The sequence below is a fragment of the Bacillota bacterium genome (genome assembly GCA_012518215.1).
Taxonomy (GTDB): Bacteria; Bacillota; Dethiobacteria; order DTU022; family PWGO01; genus JAAYSV01.
The window spans coordinates 56,858-75,868 of sequence record JAAYSV010000049.1 but is presented as its reverse complement, the minus strand read 5'-3'; the positions used below and the strand labels follow the sequence as shown (position 1 = coordinate 75,868).

Genomic DNA, 19,011 nt, shown 5'->3' with positions numbered 1-19,011 from the left:
TTTTATGAAAAAGGACAAACCGGTTTTTGTGGGGAGGGAGTCATCTGTATATCGCCATTGATGGCCCTGCCGGTGCAGGCAAGAGCACTGTGGCCCGTATGCTGGCCGGAAAGCTGAAGATCGGCTACCTGGACACGGGGGCCATGTACAGGGCTGTAACATTGAAAATATTGCAGGCCGGGACGCAGATTGAAGACAGGGAGGCATTGGCAGGCCTTCTGGAAAATACGATTATTGACATTCAAGCGGAAGAAGATCGTCAGCGTATATTCCTTGATGGGGAAGAGGTGACCGAGGCTATAAGGGCGCCCGGGGTAAATACTGTTGTCTCACAGGTTTCTGCCATTCCCATCGTGCGCGAATATCTGGTAAGGCAGCAGCAGGAGATTGCCCGCAGATGGGGAGACGTGGTCATGGATGGGAGAGACATAGGGACTGTCGTGCTGCCCGATGCCGAATACAAGATTTACCTGGATGCGTCCCCTGAAGAAAGGGTGAAGCGGCGTTGGAAGGAATATCTCGGAAAAGGGTGCAGCATAACTGCCGATGAAGTCAGGCAGGAGATAACGCGGCGTGACAAGATAGACAGTGGAAGGGAAGTATCACCACTCAAGGCAGCTCCCGGAGCGATGGTCCTCGATACCACGAAGATGACTTTGCCCGAGGTTGTTTCCACCATGGTTGCTTACGTACGGGGTGAAAAAAAACATGAAACACGGTAAAAAACGGGAAGAGGGCGGGGCCCTTTACAATTTTGGCCTGTTTCTCTTTTCCCTGTTCTATTTGCTAATTTACCGGATGAAAGTCACCGGCAGGGAAAATGTGCCCTGGACTGGCCCGCTGATCGTCTGTTCCAACCACATCAACTGGTTCGATCCGACACTGGTGGCCAGGGCGATAGGCAAGAGAAGGCAGGTTTGTTTCATGGCCAAGGCGGAGCTGTTTGATATACCGTATTTCGGGAACCTGATCAGCAAGCTGGGCGCTTTTCCCGTAAAAAGGGAGGAAGCTGACCGCCGGGCACTCTTGACGGCATTATCCATCCTGGATCAGGGTAAAGCGGTGGGACTTTTCCCCGAGGGGACCAGGAGCAGGAGCGGCCAACTGTTGAAGGCTTTCGATGGGCCGGCTTTTATAATTTTGAAAAGCGGTGCGCCGGTTCTTCCAGTGGCTATCAAGGGTCCTTACCGGCTTTTCAGGCCGATCAGGATAAATATCGGTAAACCGATCTTTGTAGATTTTGAATATGAGCGGGAGAGCAGAAAGGCCCGGAGGGAGAAAATCAAGGAAGTCAGCAAGCTGGTCATGGAGAACATAGAAGGTTTACTGGAGGATGCTGTGTAGATTTTGATGGTTGCGGGGGGAGTGAACACGGATGCGGATATTGTGTTATGAACATTCAGGATTCTGTTCAGGGGTTCAGAGGGCGGTGGACATGGCTCTTGAAATGGTCAAGGAGGGCAAAGATGTCTACACCCTTGGTCCCCTGGCTCACAATGAGGAGGTAGAAAAATATCTGAATTCAAAGGGGGTAAATCTGGTTTCTTCACTTGATGATGTCAGGGAGGGCCATCTGATTATCAGAACGCATGGAGAAGGGCCCGAAGAACTGGAAAAAGCGTCCCGGATTCCGGGGGTAACCGTTCACGATGCTACTTGCCCACGCGTTAAAAAAGTACAGTCACTGGCCCGGGAACTTACCGATCAAGGTTACCAGGTTGTGATATGGGGCAAACCGGAACATCCCGAGGTGAAAGCGATCCTGAAGTGGACACAGCACAGGGCTATTGTTGTCTCCACGATGCAGGAACTGAGCAGGAAGAAGATCCGTGCTCCTTCGGCTTTTATTTCCCAAACCACTCAGGAACGCCAGGGTTTCGAAAATGCCGCCAGAAGGTACAGAGAATTGTATCCCGATTGTAAAATGTATGACACTCTCTGTCCGACAGTAAAAAAATTGCAGGATGCGGCCGAAAAGATGGCTTTGCGGGCGGACCTGATGATCATAATCGGTAGCCCCCTCAGCAGCAATACAGAAAAATTGCTGAGGCTGTGTATAAGAAAAACACCTTCGTATCGCGTTTCCAGTGCGAAGGAGTTGCCGGAAGAGCTGTTCCAGGATGTCAAGGTAGTGGGAGTTATTGCCGGGGCTTCAACCCCCGGCTGGATAATTAAGGAGGTACTGACTGAAATGTCGAAGATTAACAGTGAAAAAAATAATGGGGAAGAAACTGCTCTGGACTGCAATGAGACGGAGCAGCCCGAGGAAGAGAAGACCGCTGAAGAGGAGATGAACACCGATACCGGGGAGCCCGTGGCATCCGCAGAAGAAGTTGTGGATGAGGAAGTGAAAGAGCAGCCTGCCGAGGAAGAGGCGGTGGAAGATACCGCGACCGGAAGCATGGCAGAAGAGAGTGCCGGGGCAGGGGTGGAGGAAGAAAGCGAGGCGATGGTGGAAACGGAAGACGATGACCAGGAATTTTTCTTTCTGGACGAGATCAAGGTGTATCAGAGCGGAGACGTTGCCAGTGGTACCATCGTCAGTGTTCAGGATGACGGCATCATGATCGACATGGGTGAAAAAATGGAGGCGTTTCTCCCCGGCGGGGAAGTTTTTCTTTACGAGGGAGAGACGTTAAAGAGCAAATACGCTCCCGGCGACGAGCTCGAGGTTCTCGTCATCAGCGTCGATGACCAGGAAGGTGAGGTAGTGGTCTCCCATCGGCGGCTGGAACGGAGAAAATCATGGGAGAAACTTGAAAATGCATTGAAAGAGGAAGAAACGCTGACCGGGAAGGTAAAAGAAGTCGTTCCCAAGGGTATGATCGTCGATCTGGGTGCCGGAATCAACGGTTTTGTGCCGGGTTCCCTGGTCGATATCAGGTATATCCCGGACTTTGGCGAATATCTGGGCCAGGAAATATCTTTCAAAGTTATAGAACTTGACCAGGAAAAAGACAAAGTTATCCTCTCTCGCAAGAAGTATGTCGAGGAGGCCAATGCTGCCAAAAAGGAGGAGACCTTGAAGATCCTGAAACCGGACATCGTGGTTACCGGAGAGGTACGCCGCCTGACCAAGTTCGGTGCTTTCGTGGATCTGGGTGGGATCGATGGCCTGGTGCATATTTCGGAGATTTCCTGGCGAAGGATCAGACACCCCGAGGAGGCTCTGAAGATTGGTGAAAAGGTGAAGGTAAAGGTTCTCCAGGTCAAGCCCGAGGAAGAGAAAGTAAGCTTGAGTATCAGGCGCACGGGGGAGGATCCCTGGGGCCAGGTTACGAGGCGCTTCAAGATCGGTGAAGTCATCGAGGGCAGAATCACGCGTCTGGTTGATTTTGGTGCCTTCGTGGAAATTATGCCCGGTGTCGAGGGGCTGGTCCATGTTTCACAGATTGCTGACCATCATGTCAAGCATCCTTCCGAAGCGCTAAGCGAGGGGGCCACGACCAAAGTGAAGATTATCGATCTGCGGCCCGAGGATAAGAGGATTAGCTTGAGTATCAAGGATGCAAATCCCGTGATCAGGGCGGACGACGATATTTCCAACGACCAGGACAACGATAGCGGTGTGACACTTGGCGATGTTTTTGGCGATCTCTTCGACAATGATAAAAAATGAAAGAATGAATGGTTTTGAGCCTGAAAGAAAATACCTTGCCGCCTGGCCGGGCTGGTCATGACCCGCCCTGCCTGGAAACCGGAAGAATATCTTTTTCTGTAGCGGCCCCTCCGTTCCGGTAACATACCATTGCCTGTTGGCGGTCACAAGCAATGAAACAATCCGCACCGGTTCAGTGCCGATGTTTCACGCCGGAGCGGTTGAATGTGGCGGGTGTGATGTGCATGTTCGTGGAACATGGCATCGCGATTTCCAGAGATCCTGTGGAGCACGGGTATCCCCGGTCGGACCGTGCCACTTGATTTTGTCTCGAATTGGGCGAGGAACGATTTGCCGGGTACTTCATGGGAGGGGAAATTTCCGACCCGGTGACAAATCAAAGAAAATTTGCACGGATTCATAACGGTACCTTCTACTTCGTTTGATTGTTAGCAATCGTATGATTGGATTTTTGGCCAACGTATGGCGGCACGGCCCGCTATCTGTACCTGTAAAAAGTATGCTTTGAATGAAGAAACAACCGTTTCGGTGGCGGTTGTTTTTTTGTATAAAGAAGGGTAGATAAGGAAAATCTAAGACAAGAAAACTGAAAAAGGAGTGTCGCCATGCCCGTAGGAACGATTGTTCTGATCGTGATTTCAATTCTTATCTATCTGGGTTTTGCCCAGAGGATCCTTGACCGCATGGGGTTGAGCGACCGCGCTGCCTTGATTTTTATTGCAGCGATGATCGCGGGAAGTTACCTGCCGGATATACCAATAACGTCCACGTTGTCCATAAATACAGGCGGTGGTGTCATTCCAATTGTCCTCATCGTCTACCTGTTCCTGAGGAGCGATTCTGCCAACGAGAAGATACGCGCCGGGGTGGCACTTCTTGTTTCTGCCCTGGCTGTATATGCAATGTTGAAGATCCTCCCTGCTGAACCGACATTTGCCATTCTCATGGATCCGCTTTACCTGGTGGCGATCATGGCCGGGATAATCGGTTACCTGGCAGGCCGCTCCCGCAGATCGGCGTTCATTGCCGGGGTGGGGGCGATCGTCTTGACCGATATCTTTACCCGCATTGAATTGTTTTTCACCGGCGGAAGGGCAACAATGGTGATAGGGGGGGCAGGCATATTCGATGCCACGGTCATCTCCGGTCTCGTGGCCGTTGCCATGGCGGAGCTGATCGGGGAGATAAGGGAAAATCTTGCCGCACGGACTCAACAGGGAGAAAGCGAGCACAATGTAGACGATCAAAGGGGGCCATATGATGATGAATAGGTTCAGGAAACTGATCGGCTTCTTGCTGGTCTGGACAATTATATTTCTGGCCTTCTCGATTTACATCCATTCTACCTTGCCGGTGGTAGAGTCTTTCTTTGAACAACACAACCTGGATGAACGCCGGGAAGGCTATTTTATGGTTAAAAATGAGGAAGATGAGCGTATTATTCTTGTCACCGCCCGCGTCTTGCATGTTGGCGATGAGTATATTGATGCCGACAACGTCAATTATCGTATTGTCAGAATCACCGATGATATCGCCTGGGCTCGTCAGCTAGAAGTCAAGAAAGGGCTTTCACTGCCAATCCGTCTGACGGGGCATGGGATTCACGGGACCGAGGAAGAAGACAATTTCCGCGAGGAGGACGTTGCTCCCGTGGAATCACGGCATCCAAAAAAGATCGCCGTCTATCACAGCCATGGTGCAGAGTCCTATGTACCCAGTGATGGAAAGTCATCCATAGACAGGGGCGGGGGGATAATTGATGTGGGCAGAAGTTTTTGCCGGGGGCTGGAGGATCGCCGCATAAACGTGATTCATTCCACGCAAACACATATCCCCCATGATGCCGGGGCCTACCATCGTTCACGGAGGACGATGGAGGAGATGATCAAGGATCAACCGATGGCTTTTTTCGATATTCACCGTGATGCAGTTCCTGCGAAAGAGTATATCGAGCAGGTTGCCGGCAAGAACAGGGTTCAACTTCTACTCGTGCTTGGCAGGCAGAACCAGAATGTCGATAATAACGCACGATTTGCCGAGGCGCTCAAAGGGGAAGCTGACCGGAAATATCCCGGCCTGGTAAAAGGCATCCTCAAAGCGCAGGGTAACTACAACCAGGACCTTTCGCCCCGCTCCATCCTTCTGGAGATAGGCGGCCATGAAAACCAGCGGGAGGGAGCGGAGGAGACGGCCCGTTTGTTTGCAGGAGTGGTGGCCGACTACTTCGAATCGGCAAGGGGCGGGGAAGGGGAAGTAGCCGGCCAGAGAAACACAGTGCTTGGCGAAGGCGGGATCTCCGCTGTTTCCGCCCTCCGTTTTCTGGTCATTGTTCTCCTGGGTGCCTTTGTATTTCTGTTGATTTCAGCGGGAAGCTGGGACGAAGCCATGAACAGGTTGAGACGTTTTTTGAGCCGGGAATTTGCCGATCTGCGGGGCAGAGAAAAAGAATAGTTGTTGTCACAGGGATTGTACAGGGAGTTTGAAATCCAATGGAAAAATATTTGCTGGCCTCGATAGCGGGGGTAGTGGGTGGAACGATCGGGCGTTACTACATGCTCCGTTCCGATTATCGTCAGTATCCCTCCTATCCTCATGGTGTAGTAACCCACATGTCATTGGGGTTGATAGCGGCGCTTCTGGGGGCAGTTGCCATACCCGCACTGGCGGAGAGGGAGTTCACGGCGGTCACTTTCCTGGCCCTTGCAGCGACACAGTTTCGCGATATAAGAGAAATCGAGCGAAAAACATTGGCCAATATAGACCGTTCGGAACTCGTGGCCCGCGGCCCGGATTATGTGGAGGGGATTGCCCGTGTGTTCGAGTCCCGCAATTATCTTGTAATCTTGATTGCGATAATATGCAGCGGGTTTACCTACTACGGGGGTATCGAGATGGCGCTGGTAGCAAGCATACCGGCGATATTGATATGCAACAGGTTGATGCGCGGCAAACAGGTGGGGCAGATTGCCAGGGTACGGCCCGGAGAAATCCGCTTTGAGGGTGTGAACCTTTATGTGGAGGACATCCATTTCATGAACCTGGGAACCAGGAAAGCGCGGCATCGGGTCATGGATCGAGGGTTGGGAGTGATCATCGAACCTCTTGATGATAATGCCAGGGAAACGCTGGCCAATCTTGGGCAGAGAAAGGCGATTGCCCATGAGGTGGCCTGTCAGCTGGGCGTATATCGCGATGTGGATACCGCCGAATTCATGCCGATTGTACGGCGAAATATGGATACCGGCAGGATCGGCCTGGTCATTTTGCCCATCGAGAAGGACCTTGGGTGCCTTCTCAAGGCAGTAAAGAGAGTTCCCGTGCTGGAGAGTGCGCTCTCCAAACCTCTTCAATCCCCGGCAGGCAGTGGTGCAGCAGATTGACGATGAATCTTTCCCCCGGGGAAATTGCCTTTACCGAAATGTGGATTCCGCTTCGTGGAAGGAAAAATAGTGGAGACAGAGCTGACCAAGTACATTCTGGCTGTGGTTACAACCGACTCTTCCCTGGTTGCCGGTGGCGGCGCACCTGTTTTTCATGTTTCCGATGCCGAGGAACAGGAGAAGGTGGCCACATATCTGGCGCGGATAACGGAAGGAGTAGTTCATGATCTTGAAAACGGTGTATTCATCGTGGTCAAACATTGAATAGGGCGTTATGAAGGTTGTTTACTATCATCCCAGGCACCTGGCCGCATCCTTCATCGCTGCCTACCTGCATGCAAATATGAATGACGCCCTGATCGATATGGCAAAAACAGGGGAAATACTGAAAGGGTTCCGGCGGGACAGGCCCTTCATCCTATATTTCGGGCGGGGGAAAAAAGGGGAGGAGGTCTACATGCTGAACGGAGACTGTGCAGAGGGAGTTATCAGGAGGACGATCAACAATTTGATGTCTGCCTCTGGCGGGAATCCCGCAGATTTGTTGCTGGTCAACCCTCTGCCGGGGTGGCAGATTCTACTTCAATTCGCCGAGGCTTCGGGGATTCCCCGCATCGAGGAAGCGGCATATCGCGGTTGCCTGGCTGAAATAAAGGCTACTGTTGAAAGATCCTTCTTGCGATTGCAAACATGGTAGATAGAAATAGGAGGAAGGATGATGTTTGTCATTTACCAATGTTACGGCGGAACGCATTCATCGGTTGTTGCTGCCAATATCCATTTGTATAGATTGCCCACAACCCGGACACCTCATTTATGCGAGATTCTGAAGATTCCTCATTTTGACCGCCTGGAAAGCAGGGAAATTGGCATCCTGAGCTGTATAGGCATTGATGGCCACGGGAACCATGTTTTTTCTCTTGGTAGCGGTTCCAGGGGAAATGAAGTGAAACAGATCATGAAAGAATTGCTGCCATTACTTGGGCTCCACGTGAAGAAGATCGCCATCATCAATTGTCTTGACCAGGTAAATGTCCTGGCTCGCATCGGGGGTTTCATTTCCAGATTTTTGGGGCTGGTTTTTCTGGGAAGGCCACTGGTAGCCCTGGGGATCAGGTTGCGGTATTCTGCTTTGGTAAATAAAGTGCAATCCTTCAAGGAAGGCAGGACTGACTACATTATCTAACCAACGGGTATTGTCATTTTTCAGGAGGTAGTTTCACGGTTGGTGGGGACGGATCTCAAGTGCTGATAGATGCCTTCTCCATCGATCATACCAGCGACGACCAGGCCCGTGTTCTCCACAAGGCTGACCTCGTATGGGGAATGGTGGGGGGTCAGGTCGGGGCCTTCATAAAGGATCCTTACGGTGGGGCGGGTGGAAAACCCGGGGGTGTTGTTGATCACCAGGCCGCTTTCCTGATTGTTCAATACCACGTGTGTCCCGACCGGAAAAGAAGGAATGAAGGAAAGGAAAGCGTTGAGCACATCAATATTGAAGTCGACACCGCCCACCGAAAGAAACATTTCAACGGCATTGTGAGGGTAGTAGGCTTTGCGGTAAGGGCGGGTAGAGGTGAGGGCATCGTATACATCCGCAATGGAGACTATCTGTGCCATGCGATCAATTTCCTTGCCTTTCAAGCCAAATGGGTAACCATGCCCCGCATGTCTCTCGTGATGTTGTAGAATTATGTTTCCCACCGCTTCGGAGGTGAAGGAACCCCTCTGAAACCGTTCATAACCTTTTCGGGTATGTTCCTTGACGATGCTGAATTCTTCCCTGGTAAGCACTGTCGGTTTATTCAATATATCGCCGGGTATATCCAGCTTGCCAATATCATGGATGGAGGAACCCAATGCGATCTGGACCAGTTCATCCCTGGATAAATTCAACTTCATGCCGGCAATAACAGAGAGGATGCATACGTTGACACAGTGGTCATACGTATAGCTATCGGAAGATTTGATATCCTGAAGATTGAGAACAATTTCCTTCCTGTTCAATATCTCATTCACTATCCTGTCAGCGGTTTTGATCAAGGATTTTTCAAGGTCACCCAGGAACTTGAAACGTTCCTTGACAGAGAAATAATCGTAGATTATTCTTTTAGCTTCCAACCTGCTCTCATCGGAGACGACATCACTGTATTCGACCCCTTCGAGCCGTTCATCACGGATGTAAACATTGTTGATCCCGAGCCTTTTCAAATTGTTGATATAATGATTTTTTAGCTCTATACCTGGTTTCAGGAGGGGTTCGCCGGTGGGGCTGAATATTGTCCGAGCTACGATCATGCCAGGTTTGAGTTTGTTGGTATCAATGCGTCTCATGGATTATTCTCCATTAGTTCATCTTTCCCAATAATATTAACATAATTGGAGACAAAGCAAAAGATTTGTTTGGACGGTTTGGAAAATAGAGAAGGTTCCGATACCTTCAACAAAAATACCTCTAACCAGGTACAGTATAATTCCGTGGAAAGTATTCGGCAAGATAAATATTTTGAAACCATTCATGAAAAAAAATACAGGCAAGCTTTTCCCGGCTTGAAAGTTGAAGGTGAGGAGGGGCTTCAGTATACTCCCGTTGTTCATGCACGGGAATTCATGTACAGCACCCGTCAATTCTATCCATGAAGATTGAAATCATGGATATCGTTGATGTCAACGTTGCAGATTGCAAGTGCGGTTTTCAATGGGGAAAATTTCCGGTAGCCATGGCAGGGAATTTCATCGGGGGCATTGCCTTTATTTTTTGGTCAATCCACCTTGAAAATATTTGGTTGTGAATATATACTTTTCATTGGAAACAGTTGATTCTGTACTAAACTATTTCCGTTCCGTTCATTTCGAAATTTCGGGGCTGTAAGTCAACCATTTTCTCCAAAATGAGCAAAACAGGCATGGGGTGAGCTCCCTGGACACTGAAGAGAAAAGAATTGCCGTCATTGCTTGCGCTGTTGTGATGGAAGAGATATCAACTTTGATTTCGGGGGATATGATCCGGCGTACCATAGATCCTGAAGGGCATGTTTCCCCCCGTCGGCTGCGAACCATCCTGCAAAACAATATCGATGAACTGTCTGAAATGTACGCTGACAGGGGGTCCCATCTCGACATTCTTCTTGGGTTTGGCCTGTGCGCTCAGGCCCTGGTGGGAATCAGGGCGGCTCAAAACTGCACGCTTGTGATCCCCCGGGTGGACGATTGCATCGGCATTTTTCTTGGTTCACGGAAAGCTCACAGGGAGCAGTTGTTTCATGAGCCGGGGACATGTTATCTTACCGGAGGGTGGGCGAAAGCGGAGGCTACACCTTTTCATGAATTTGAACGCGCCGTGCGTCTCTGGGGAGAGGAAAGAGCACGGGAACTTTTCAAAACTTCGATGGCAAATTACAGGCGCCTGGCCCTGATCGATACAGGCCTCCACAAGGTGGATGATTACCGTTGCTATGCGCGGAAGATGGCGGGTTTATTTCAGCTGAAATATGAAGAGATCAGCGGTTCTGCAAGACTTGTGAAAAAGATGTTTGCCGGAGAGTGGGGGAGGGAATTTGTTGTGGTAAAACCCGGTGAAAGTTCGGCACTGGAACACTTTTTGGGCAATTGAACCTGCACCGAAACAACAATGAAAGGGGAGAAAAGAAGTGGAAAAGTTGAAAGAATTCATGATCGCAGTAGAGGAAGAACCAACCCTGGACGAGGTCAGGAGGCTGTTGTCGGAGGGGGCGGAACCCCTGGACCTGGTGGAAGCTTTGCGGGAGGCCATGTCTGCAATAGGCGAACGTTTTGAAAAAAAGGAATATTTTTTGTCCGAACTGATCATGTCAGCGGAGGTTTTCAATCAAGCCATGGAGCTGATCGTTCCTCGCCTGGAAGCGGGGGGTACCGGAGAGAAGAAAGGGAAAGTGGTCATCGGCACGGTTCAGGGGGATATTCACTATATTGGCAAAAATATCGTGGTTTCACTGCTCAGGTGTGAGGGTTATGATGTCTATGACCTGGGTGAAGATGTGAAACCGGAAGCATTTGTGCAAAAATTGGAAGAAACCGGTGCCCGGATCCTTGGGCTTTCCGCTCTTCTCACGGTTGCCTTTGAATCCATGAAAGAAACTATTGACAGGGTGGAGGAAGCGGGACTTCGGGAGCAGGTGAAAATCATGATCGGGGGGGCACCGGTGGATGAGGCTGTCGTCGATTACTGTGGTGCCGATGCTTACGGCAAAGATGCTACCGAAGCGGTACGGCTGGCCAATTCTTACCAACAATAGACGCAATAATGAACCCAATACAAGCAAGGGAGATGCGAGAAAATGGCTCGGATGACGTCTGAAGAAAGGATCAATACCGCGATCAAGCTTGGAAAACCCGATCGGGTACCGGTAGTGCCCATCCTGGATATGTTCTCCAGCCGGTATGGCGGTATAACACAGCATGAAATGCTGTTTGATTTGAAGAAAGCTGACAGGGCCCTGGAAAAAACCATCGAAGACCTTGGGGCAATCGATGGCATGAATCTTTCGTACGCCGGTATGGGGCCGATGATGAGTTTGATTTTTTTGGTTCCACCCATGCTTCCCGGCATTGATGGATATCCCGAAGATGCCCTCTGGCAATTCGTGGAAGAAACGGTCATGGAACCCGAGGAATACAAGGATGTGGTGAAAAAAGGCGGTATGCGCTGGATGCTGGGCAAATTGCGTGAACACAATCCCATCATGGCCAGCCCCTCCAGGTTGGTAAAACAGATGGGCAAGCTGATATCCTTCGGGCTGCAGTTCAAACGTTCAACCCGTGCCTGGCGAAAAAAAGACGTTGTTTTCCTGGTAGGCCCCAATCTGTCCTTTACCCCGATGGAATGGATTTCCCTCGGCTTGCGTTCATTTACGGATTATATCATGGATCTTTATCGTTATCCGGAAGATATTCAGGCAGTCTCGAAGGAGTTCATAAAACTGTTCAAACCCCTGGGATTGATCCTCTCCAGGCTTTCCGGGATACCCCGGGTATTCATGGGGGGAACAAGGACCAGTGCTTCTGCCATCAACCCCAAGCAATTCGAGAAATTTGCTCTTCCGGAATGGTTGGAGATGTGTGAATACTATGTTAGCAAGAATATTACTCCAGTATTGCATCTGGACAGCGACTGGACTCCTTTCCTTCATTATTTCAAAGAATTTCCGCGGGGAAAATGTGTCCTCAACCTGGATGGGGTAACCGATATCTTTGAAGCGAAAAAAGTTCTCGATGGGCATATGTGTATCATGGGCGATGTTCCGGCTACCATGCTCAAGTTGGGTCAGCCCGAGGAGGTAGAGGATTACTGCCGGAAACTTTTCCGGGAAGTCGGTTCCGACGGGGGCTTTATCCTCAGCTCAGGTTGTACAGTCCCTGTTGATTCCAAACCGGAAAACGTGAAAGCGATGTTGCAATCGGTACATCGACACGGCGTTTATCCCATACGGGGGTAGTTTCTTGCCCGATCAGACCCTTTTCCCCGGAAAAAAACGTGGCTTGACCGTTCCGGGAAATAGTTGATCAGAACCCGGAGGTAAAAATATTGTGGGCGATTTCAAGAAAGTTGTTTTTGAACCTGGAAAGAAGACGATCAAGGTCAGGCAGGGGAGCAGACTTGATGAAGTTGCCCGGGATGCCGGTTTGGAATTGGAAACTGTCTGCGGCGGTTCGGGAAAATGCGGGAAATGCAAGGTTTTGATCGCCGACGGGGCAGGCAAACCCACGGTGGCAGAGCGTTCCCACCTGAGTTCCTCGGATCTGGAGCAGGGGTACCGCCTGGCCTGCTCTACCATTGTTGATAGAGATATGCGGGTGATTCTGCCTGAACAGTCCCTGGCGGCAAAGGAAAAGGGGCGGTTCAAAGGCCCGGAACCGGATCTTGTTCCGGAACCGGCATTGCGCAAGGAATACCTTCAGCTTTCTCCTCCTGACCTCGAAGATCAGGCCTCTGACAGTGAAAGGCTACGACGTTGTTCCCGGGGGCAGAGATCAAAAATGCTGCCCCTTTCCGTGTATCGGAAGTTGCCTGGAGTACTGCGGGAAGAAAATTTTCGTGTTACCGTGATAAAAGACGGCTGCGCAATCCGGGGTGTGGAGGCAGGCAACACGGTCTCCATCAATCTTGGCGTTGCCATTGATATAGGAACCACCACTGTTGCCGGCTATCTTTATGATCTCGCCAGTGGCAAGCTGTTGTCCGAGGCGGCCGTTCTGAATGCCCAGGCTGCCCGTGGCGCCGATCTGATCTCGAGGATAGATTATATCCGCCGTGATGAAAAAGCGCTGCCTGAATTGCAAGCCCTTGTCCTTGGTTCGCTGAACGAGTTGCTGAGGATACTGGTCAGGGAAGTTGGCCTCGGGCAGGAAAATATTTACGTGGCCACGGTGGTAGGCAATACCTGCATGCAGCATATTTTCCTGGGGATCAGTCCGGCTTCCCTTGCCGCCAGCCCTTATGTTGCCGCTATACAAGAAGGGGTATCGGTGGATCCCGGGGAAGTGGGCCTTCTCCTGAACAGGGCCGGAAGAATATTTGTGCTTCCCAATATAGCTGGATTTGTGGGTTCAGATGCAGTATCAATGATACTTGGCACGGGGATGGATCGTTCCGGGAAGATCAACCTGGCCGTGGATATCGGTACCAACGGCGAGGTGGTAGTGGGGGGAAAAGAAAAGTTGCTGGCCTGTTCTGCAGCTGCCGGGCCTGCCTTTGAGGGTGCACAGATCAGCAGGGGAATGAGGGCTGCGGAGGGGGCCATTGACAGGGTTTTTTTTGACCAACGGTTAAAGTATAGCGTGATCGGGGGCGGCGAGCCAGTTGGAATTTGCGGTTCCGGATTGATCGATGCTGTCGCCGTTCTCCTGGACAGGGGGCTGGTAAACCATCGAGGCAAGATACTTTCGGCAGGGGAGCCAGTTGCGAAAAACGATTCGCAACTGGCCGGACGGATCATTGAACATGAAGGAGCCAACGCTTTCGTGCTCGCTGAAAGCCCACCTGCCTCCGGACGTGACCCTATCCTGATCACGCAGGGTGATATAAGAGAATTGCAACTGGCCAAAGCGGCCATAGCGACCGGGATTACCGTTATTTGCAAAGAATATGGCATTGGCACCGATGATATCGATGCTGTATTTCTGGCCGGTGCTTTCGGCAATTACATGAATCAGGATAGTGCAGTCCGGATCGGGTTGCTACCACCGGAATTGAAGGGCAAAATAACACATGTGGGCAATGCGGCCGGTGTTGGTGCTGCCCGGGCACTGATATCCAGACGGGAAATTGACCGTGCTGACCAGGTAGCCGGATCGGTGGGCCACGTGGAGCTGGCATCCTATCCCGGTTTCTATAAAATATTTGCCGGTCATGTAAACTTCCCTTCTTGACATGTTCGGAACAAGCCTGGCAGAAAATTTTCCTGAAAGGAGCTCATGTGGATGGCAAAAACGATTCTGAAAGGTACGGAAAAAGAAATTTTTCTTCAGGCAGGGGGGGCTACCCATGTTATTGGAGAAAGGATCAATCCCACTGGCAGACCTGTGCTGGCGGAATCTTTGAAGCAGGGCGACCTGGATCCGGTAAAAGAAGAGGCCCTGAAACAGAAGGAAGAAGGGGCGACACTGATCGATGTCAATGTCGGTCTGCCGGGAGTCAACGAGGAAGAACTGCTACCCCGGGCTGTGCAAGCGGTAGCCGAGAGTTCAGGACTCCCCGTGGTCATCGACTCATCCAATGCCAGGGCTATCGAGGCGGCGCTCGATGCCTGCCCCGGCAGGCCCTTGATCAACAGTGTGACAGCAGAGGAAGAATCTCTGTCCTCGATCCTACCTTTGGCGGCCAAATATGATGTACCGGTGATTGCTCTGTGTTTCGGTTCACAGGGTATATCCATGATTGCCGAGGAAAGGTTCTCGGTGGCCGAGCAAATTCTTCAGGCCGGACAGGAAGCAGGTGTGAACCCGGACGACATCATCTTCGATCCCCTGGTCACCACGCTGGGGGCAGAATCCGGGGCGGCACTGGTAACCCTGGACACGATAGAGATGATTTGCCGGGAATGGGGTTCCAACTTGACCCTGGGTGCCAGCAATGTTTCCTTCGGACTACCCATGCGTGAGGTGCTCAACAACAGTTTTCTGGCGTTGGCGGTTTTTGCCGGAGTGAATCTGCCCATCATCAACCCGCGGCAGAAGGGAGCCATGGCCACGGTCAAGAGCGCTGACCTCATCGGTGGCCGGGATCATTACGCCATGAATTATATCAGGCATTACCGTCAGGAAACGAAGGGGCAGCGGGGATAGGGGAAAGATGTTCAGCCCAGGGCGGAGGAAATGGCCCCGGGTATTGTATATACGCTCAACGGGTTGTCTGGGCGGGGTTCTGGCCCCGCCTTTTCGTATGGAAACTTTCATGGGAGTGATAGCGTTGGCTGCCATTTCCCTGGAACGATAGAAAATCTAGGCCCTTCCTGAATTTGCAGCGCATATAGAAAATAACTATAATCAAGAGAAGGGAAAAAGAGGCTCTGGAAAAACCAACAATTGCAGAGGGCATAATGAATGGGGAAGAACAGGATGGTTGTTTCTTGTGAGGGAAAAGAAAAGGAAATTCTGATCAATCATGTCCAACCCGGGTCCGTGGCCGATGAAATGGGGGTTGTACCTGGCGATCGCCTTATCGCCATCAACGGCCGTCCACCGCATGATATCATCGATTACCGGATTGCCGCCTCCCACGAAGAACTGGATCTTGAAATTTTGAAGGAGAATGGCCAGGTATGGTCACTGAAGATCGAGAAGGATATCGGAGAGCCTCTGGGATTGGGGTTTTCATCCCCGACCATCGATGCGGTCAGAAGATGCAACAACAAATGCATTTTCTGCTTCATCGATCAGAATCCTCCCGGAATGAGAAAGACGGTAAATTTCAAGGACGACGATTACCGGCTTTCATTTCTTGAAGGCAACTATACCACCCTGAACAACCTTGCTGCAACGGATATCAGCAGGATCATTCGTGACCGTATTTCACCTCTCTTTGTTTCCGTTCATGCCACCACCCCCGATCTAAGAGAGAGGATGATGCGCAGTCGGCAGGCAAGAGAAGGCCTGAAGACGATGCGCATTCTCACGGAGGCGGGAATCCATCTGCATGGGCAGATCGTGGTCTGTCCGGCATGGAATGATGGGCCGGAACTGAAGAAGACAATCGATGACCTGGCCTCGCTGGGGCCGGCCATGGAGAGCGTGGCCGTCGTTCCCGTGGGCTTGACTGCATATCGGGAAAGGCTGACTCCGCTGGTGCCAATGTCCGCGGCTGCGGCCCGTGAAATTGTGTCGCTCGTGCATGGCATGCAGGATCGTTTCCTGAAGAAGAGGGGGAGAAGGTTTGTCTTTCTTGCTGACGAATTTTACCTGCTGGCCGGGATGCCTGTTCCTTCCGATGCGGAATACGAGGATTATCCACAGCTCGACAACGGGGTGGGGTTGATGCGCCTCTTTCTGGAAGAATACGAGGAATGGTCTGCTTCGGGACCGGATTTGCGCCTCTCCCATGAATTAAAAATTACGTTATTAACCGGCGTGGCAGCCAGGGATGCCATACTTTTACCGGTTTCTATTTTGAAAACGATACCAAACCTCGATACAAGGTTGGAGGTAATCAAAAACCGTTTTTTTGGTCCCATGGTAACCGTTACCGGCTTGCTGACCGGCTTTGATCTGATCGAAACCTTGCGGGGCCAGGACCGGGACAGGGTGGTTATCTTTCCCGGAGTGATGTTGAAAGATGATGAGGATGTTTTTCTGGACAATCGCTCCCTCCGGGATGTGGCTGCTGTACTGGACATGGAATTGATCCCTGTTTCAGGGTTGAAGAATCTGTCGGAAGTGATCAATGCGCTTGCCGGGAGGGGGAAGGCCGATCATGCTTGAACCGGTTGTTGCTATCGTGGGAAGGCCCAACGTCGGTAAATCAACATTGTTCAATCGTTTTACCGGGCGGCGTACGGCCATCGAGGATCAGATGCCCGGGGTGACGAGAGATCGGCTTTATGGAACGGTAAACTGGCTGGGAAGGAATATTACCATCATCGATACGGGCGGGGTTACTTTTGCTGATGGTTCTTCCATCGAGACAGAGGTACACCGACAGGTCGAGCTAGCCATCGAAGAAGCATCCCTGATTGTTTTTGTTGTCGATGTTGTCGAGGGTCTGACTTCACTGGATCACGAGATTGCTGCCTATCTGAGAAAAACGAAGAAAAAAATACTGCTGGTGGCAAACAAGGTTGATCATGGGGATAGGGAATGGGGTTGCTATCCGCTTTACGAGCTGGGATTGGGCGACCCGTTTCCCGTGTCAGCGATTCACGGCCTGGGGACGGGGGATCTTCTGGAACATATATTTGAAGAATTGCCACCGGAAGATTTTGCGGAGATTGATGAAGTGGAGAACCTGATCAAGGTGGCGGTGGTGGGAAGGCCCAACGTGGGGAAATCTTCCCTCATCAACACCCTCCTGGGTGAGGAAAGGGTGATCGTTACCCCGCAGCCGGGAACGACGCGCGATGCCATCGACGTTTTTGTTGATCATGGGGGCAAGAAGTTCTTGCTGGTGGACACCGCCGGATTGCGACGGCCCTCAAAGGTCAAGGAAGATGTGGAATATTACAGTGTATTGCGTTCGATAAAGGCGATAAGGCGGGCTGATGTGGTGCTCGTAATGCTCGATGCATCCGAGGGGTTTGCCGAACAGGATCAGAGGATTGCTGGAATGGCACACGAGGCAGGAAAGGGGATCATCTTTCTCCTCAATAAATGGGATCTTGTCAAGACTGCCGAAAAGGGCATGGCGCGCCGATATATTGATACAGTTCATCGGGAGTTTGCATTTGCCCATTATGCACCGATCCAATTTACTTCGGTTCTAACCGGACGTGGTATCGGCAAACTTTTCGAGATGATCGTGAAGGTTGACGATGAGAGCAGGAAAAGAATTTCCACCGCAATTCTCAATGATTTTCTTCAGGATGTTCTGCTTGTAAACCCTCCGCCGACCCGGAAAGGGCGGAAAGCCAGGATACTTTACATGACCCAGCCGGAAACAAAACCTCCCACATTCATAATCTTTGTCAACGAGGCCAGGTTGCTGCATTACTCATACTTGCGTTATATTGAAAATCGCCTGAGGGAAGCCTTTGGTTTCGAGGGGGTTCCCCTGCGGCTCATGGTAAAAGCAAAAAAGGCAATAGATGGCGGCCGGTAGATAACACGGTGAGCAACGAGCAGATGCGGTCAAGCGAATAAGCGTGAGTTTGCGCGGGACACACCCGGTGGTGGGTGTAAATTAGAATGGAGTGAAGGAAAATGGTCGAAGCTTTACTATTGATATCGGCATATGTACTGGGTTCCATTCCTTTTGGCCTGGTCGTCAGCAAGATGTTCAAAAATATCGATATACGGAGATTCGGCAGCGGCAATATCGGGGCCACAAATGTGCTCCGGAAGATGGGTGCTCGTTATGCCGTTCTGGTTCTGCTTCTGGACACCGGTAAAGGGGCACTGGCAGTACTGGCCGCGCAGCACCTGAAGGTGGGCACAACGGTCATGTTGCTGGCCGGTTTCCTGGTCATCGTGGGTCATTGTTTCCCTGTATTTCTAGGTTTCAAAGGGGGAAAGGGGGTGGCCACCTCTCTGGGGGTGTTGCTGGCTGTACCCGGTTTTTTTCTGCCCACGTTGGCTGTCCTTGCATTTTTTGTGATCATCGTGGGGGTCACCCGTTATGTTTCGTTGGGTTCAATTGCCAGTGCATTGCTGGTTCCGCTTTCCTTTCTCATCCTCTATCTTACCGATTCATCAAATTTTTTCATGGCGCATATCATTTTCGGTACAGGGATCGCTGCCATTGTCGTCTTCAAACATCGGGAAAACATCCAACGGCTGGTGAGCGGCACCGAATCAAGGATCGGGGATAAACAGAAGTCCCCGTAA

Annotated in this window: 18 protein-coding genes; 17 read left to right on the top strand and 1 reads right to left on the bottom strand. The window is 51.1% G+C overall.

Annotated features, from left to right (window positions below):
• Positions 1-26 precede the first annotated feature (26 nt).
• The 9 genes from GX364_07975 to GX364_07935 all read left to right on the top strand — a co-directional run bounded on the left by GX364_07975 (position 27) and on the right by GX364_07935 (position 8,185).
• On the top strand, positions 27-722 hold the full coding sequence (locus GX364_07975; GenBank protein NLI70782.1) for a (d)CMP kinase: 696 nt from the start codon (positions 27-29) through the stop codon (positions 720-722).
• Positions 709-1,344 carry a 1-acyl-sn-glycerol-3-phosphate acyltransferase gene (locus GX364_07970; GenBank protein NLI70781.1) on the top strand — a complete coding sequence of 212 codons (636 nt, stop codon included), beginning with the start codon at positions 709-711 and terminating at the stop codon, positions 1,342-1,344. Before GX364_07975 ends, GX364_07970 begins: the two co-directional genes overlap by 14 nt.
• Before the next feature lie 31 nt (positions 1,345-1,375).
• A complete protein-coding gene (locus GX364_07965) occupies positions 1,376-3,619 on the top strand; it encodes a bifunctional 4-hydroxy-3-methylbut-2-enyl diphosphate reductase/30S ribosomal protein S1 (GenBank protein NLI70780.1) in 2,244 nt (747 codons plus the stop codon).
• 605 nt (positions 3,620-4,224) lie between these two features.
• Entirely contained in the window at positions 4,225-4,890 is a 666-nt protein-coding gene (locus GX364_07960; protein ID NLI70779.1) for a DUF1614 domain-containing protein, read from the top strand.
• A complete protein-coding gene (locus GX364_07955) occupies positions 4,877-6,070 on the top strand; it encodes a stage II sporulation protein P (GenBank protein NLI70778.1) in 1,194 nt (397 codons plus the stop codon). The genes GX364_07960 and GX364_07955 overlap by 14 nt, the downstream gene beginning before the upstream one ends.
• 38 nt (positions 6,071-6,108) lie before the next feature.
• Positions 6,109-6,999 carry a hypothetical protein gene (locus GX364_07950; protein NLI70777.1) on the top strand — a complete coding sequence of 297 codons (891 nt, stop codon included), beginning with the start codon at positions 6,109-6,111 and terminating at the stop codon, positions 6,997-6,999.
• Positions 7,000-7,068: 69 nt separating this feature from the next.
• Positions 7,069-7,263 carry a hypothetical protein gene (locus GX364_07945; protein NLI70776.1) on the top strand — a complete coding sequence of 65 codons (195 nt, stop codon included), beginning with the start codon at positions 7,069-7,071 and terminating at the stop codon, positions 7,261-7,263.
• Between the two features lie 10 nt (positions 7,264-7,273).
• Entirely contained in the window at positions 7,274-7,696 is a 423-nt protein-coding gene (locus GX364_07940; GenBank protein NLI70775.1) for a DUF3189 family protein, read from the top strand.
• Between the two features lie 18 nt (positions 7,697-7,714).
• A complete protein-coding gene (locus GX364_07935) occupies positions 7,715-8,185 on the top strand; it encodes a DUF3189 family protein (protein NLI70774.1) in 471 nt (156 codons plus the stop codon).
• 20 nt (positions 8,186-8,205) lie between these two features.
• Here the strand turns inward: GX364_07935 and GX364_07930 are convergent, their stop codons facing one another.
• On the bottom strand, positions 8,206-9,333 hold the full coding sequence (locus tag GX364_07930) for an HD-GYP domain-containing protein (GenBank protein ID NLI70773.1): 1,128 nt from the start codon (positions 9,331-9,333) through the stop codon (positions 8,206-8,208).
• Positions 9,334-9,910: 577 nt separating this feature from the next.
• Between GX364_07930 and GX364_07925 the strand changes: the two genes are divergently transcribed.
• The 8 genes from GX364_07925 (at position 9,911) to plsY (ending at position 19,011) form a co-directional block, all read left to right on the top strand.
• Positions 9,911-10,612, top strand: coding sequence for a DUF1638 domain-containing protein (locus tag GX364_07925; protein NLI70772.1), 702 nt, complete (start codon positions 9,911-9,913; stop codon positions 10,610-10,612).
• A gap of 58 nt (positions 10,613-10,670) precedes the next feature.
• A complete protein-coding gene (locus GX364_07920) occupies positions 10,671-11,273 on the top strand; it encodes a cobalamin-binding protein (GenBank protein NLI70771.1) in 603 nt (200 codons plus the stop codon).
• 42 nt (positions 11,274-11,315) lie between these two features.
• Positions 11,316-12,473 (top strand): hypothetical protein, encoded by a 1,158-nt coding sequence (locus GX364_07915; GenBank protein NLI70770.1) that lies wholly within the window; start codon positions 11,316-11,318, stop codon positions 12,471-12,473.
• Between the two features lie 91 nt (positions 12,474-12,564).
• Positions 12,565-14,406 (top strand): DUF4445 domain-containing protein, encoded by a 1,842-nt coding sequence (locus GX364_07910; GenBank protein ID NLI70769.1) that lies wholly within the window; start codon positions 12,565-12,567, stop codon positions 14,404-14,406.
• Positions 14,407-14,457: 51 nt separating this feature from the next.
• A complete protein-coding gene (locus GX364_07905; protein ID NLI70768.1) occupies positions 14,458-15,321 on the top strand; it encodes a dihydropteroate synthase in 864 nt (287 codons plus the stop codon).
• Positions 15,322-15,579: 258 nt separating this feature from the next.
• Positions 15,580-16,953: a DUF512 domain-containing protein gene (locus GX364_07900; GenBank protein NLI70767.1), complete on the top strand. Its 1,374-nt coding sequence runs from the start codon at positions 15,580-15,582 to the stop codon at positions 16,951-16,953.
• Entirely contained in the window at positions 16,946-18,286 is a 1,341-nt protein-coding gene (locus tag GX364_07895; GenBank protein NLI70766.1) for a ribosome biogenesis GTPase Der, read from the top strand. The genes GX364_07900 and GX364_07895 overlap by 8 nt, the downstream gene beginning before the upstream one ends.
• Before the next feature lie 101 nt (positions 18,287-18,387).
• On the top strand, positions 18,388-19,011 hold the full coding sequence (gene plsY, locus GX364_07890) for a glycerol-3-phosphate 1-O-acyltransferase PlsY (protein NLI70765.1): 624 nt from the start codon (positions 18,388-18,390) through the stop codon (positions 19,009-19,011).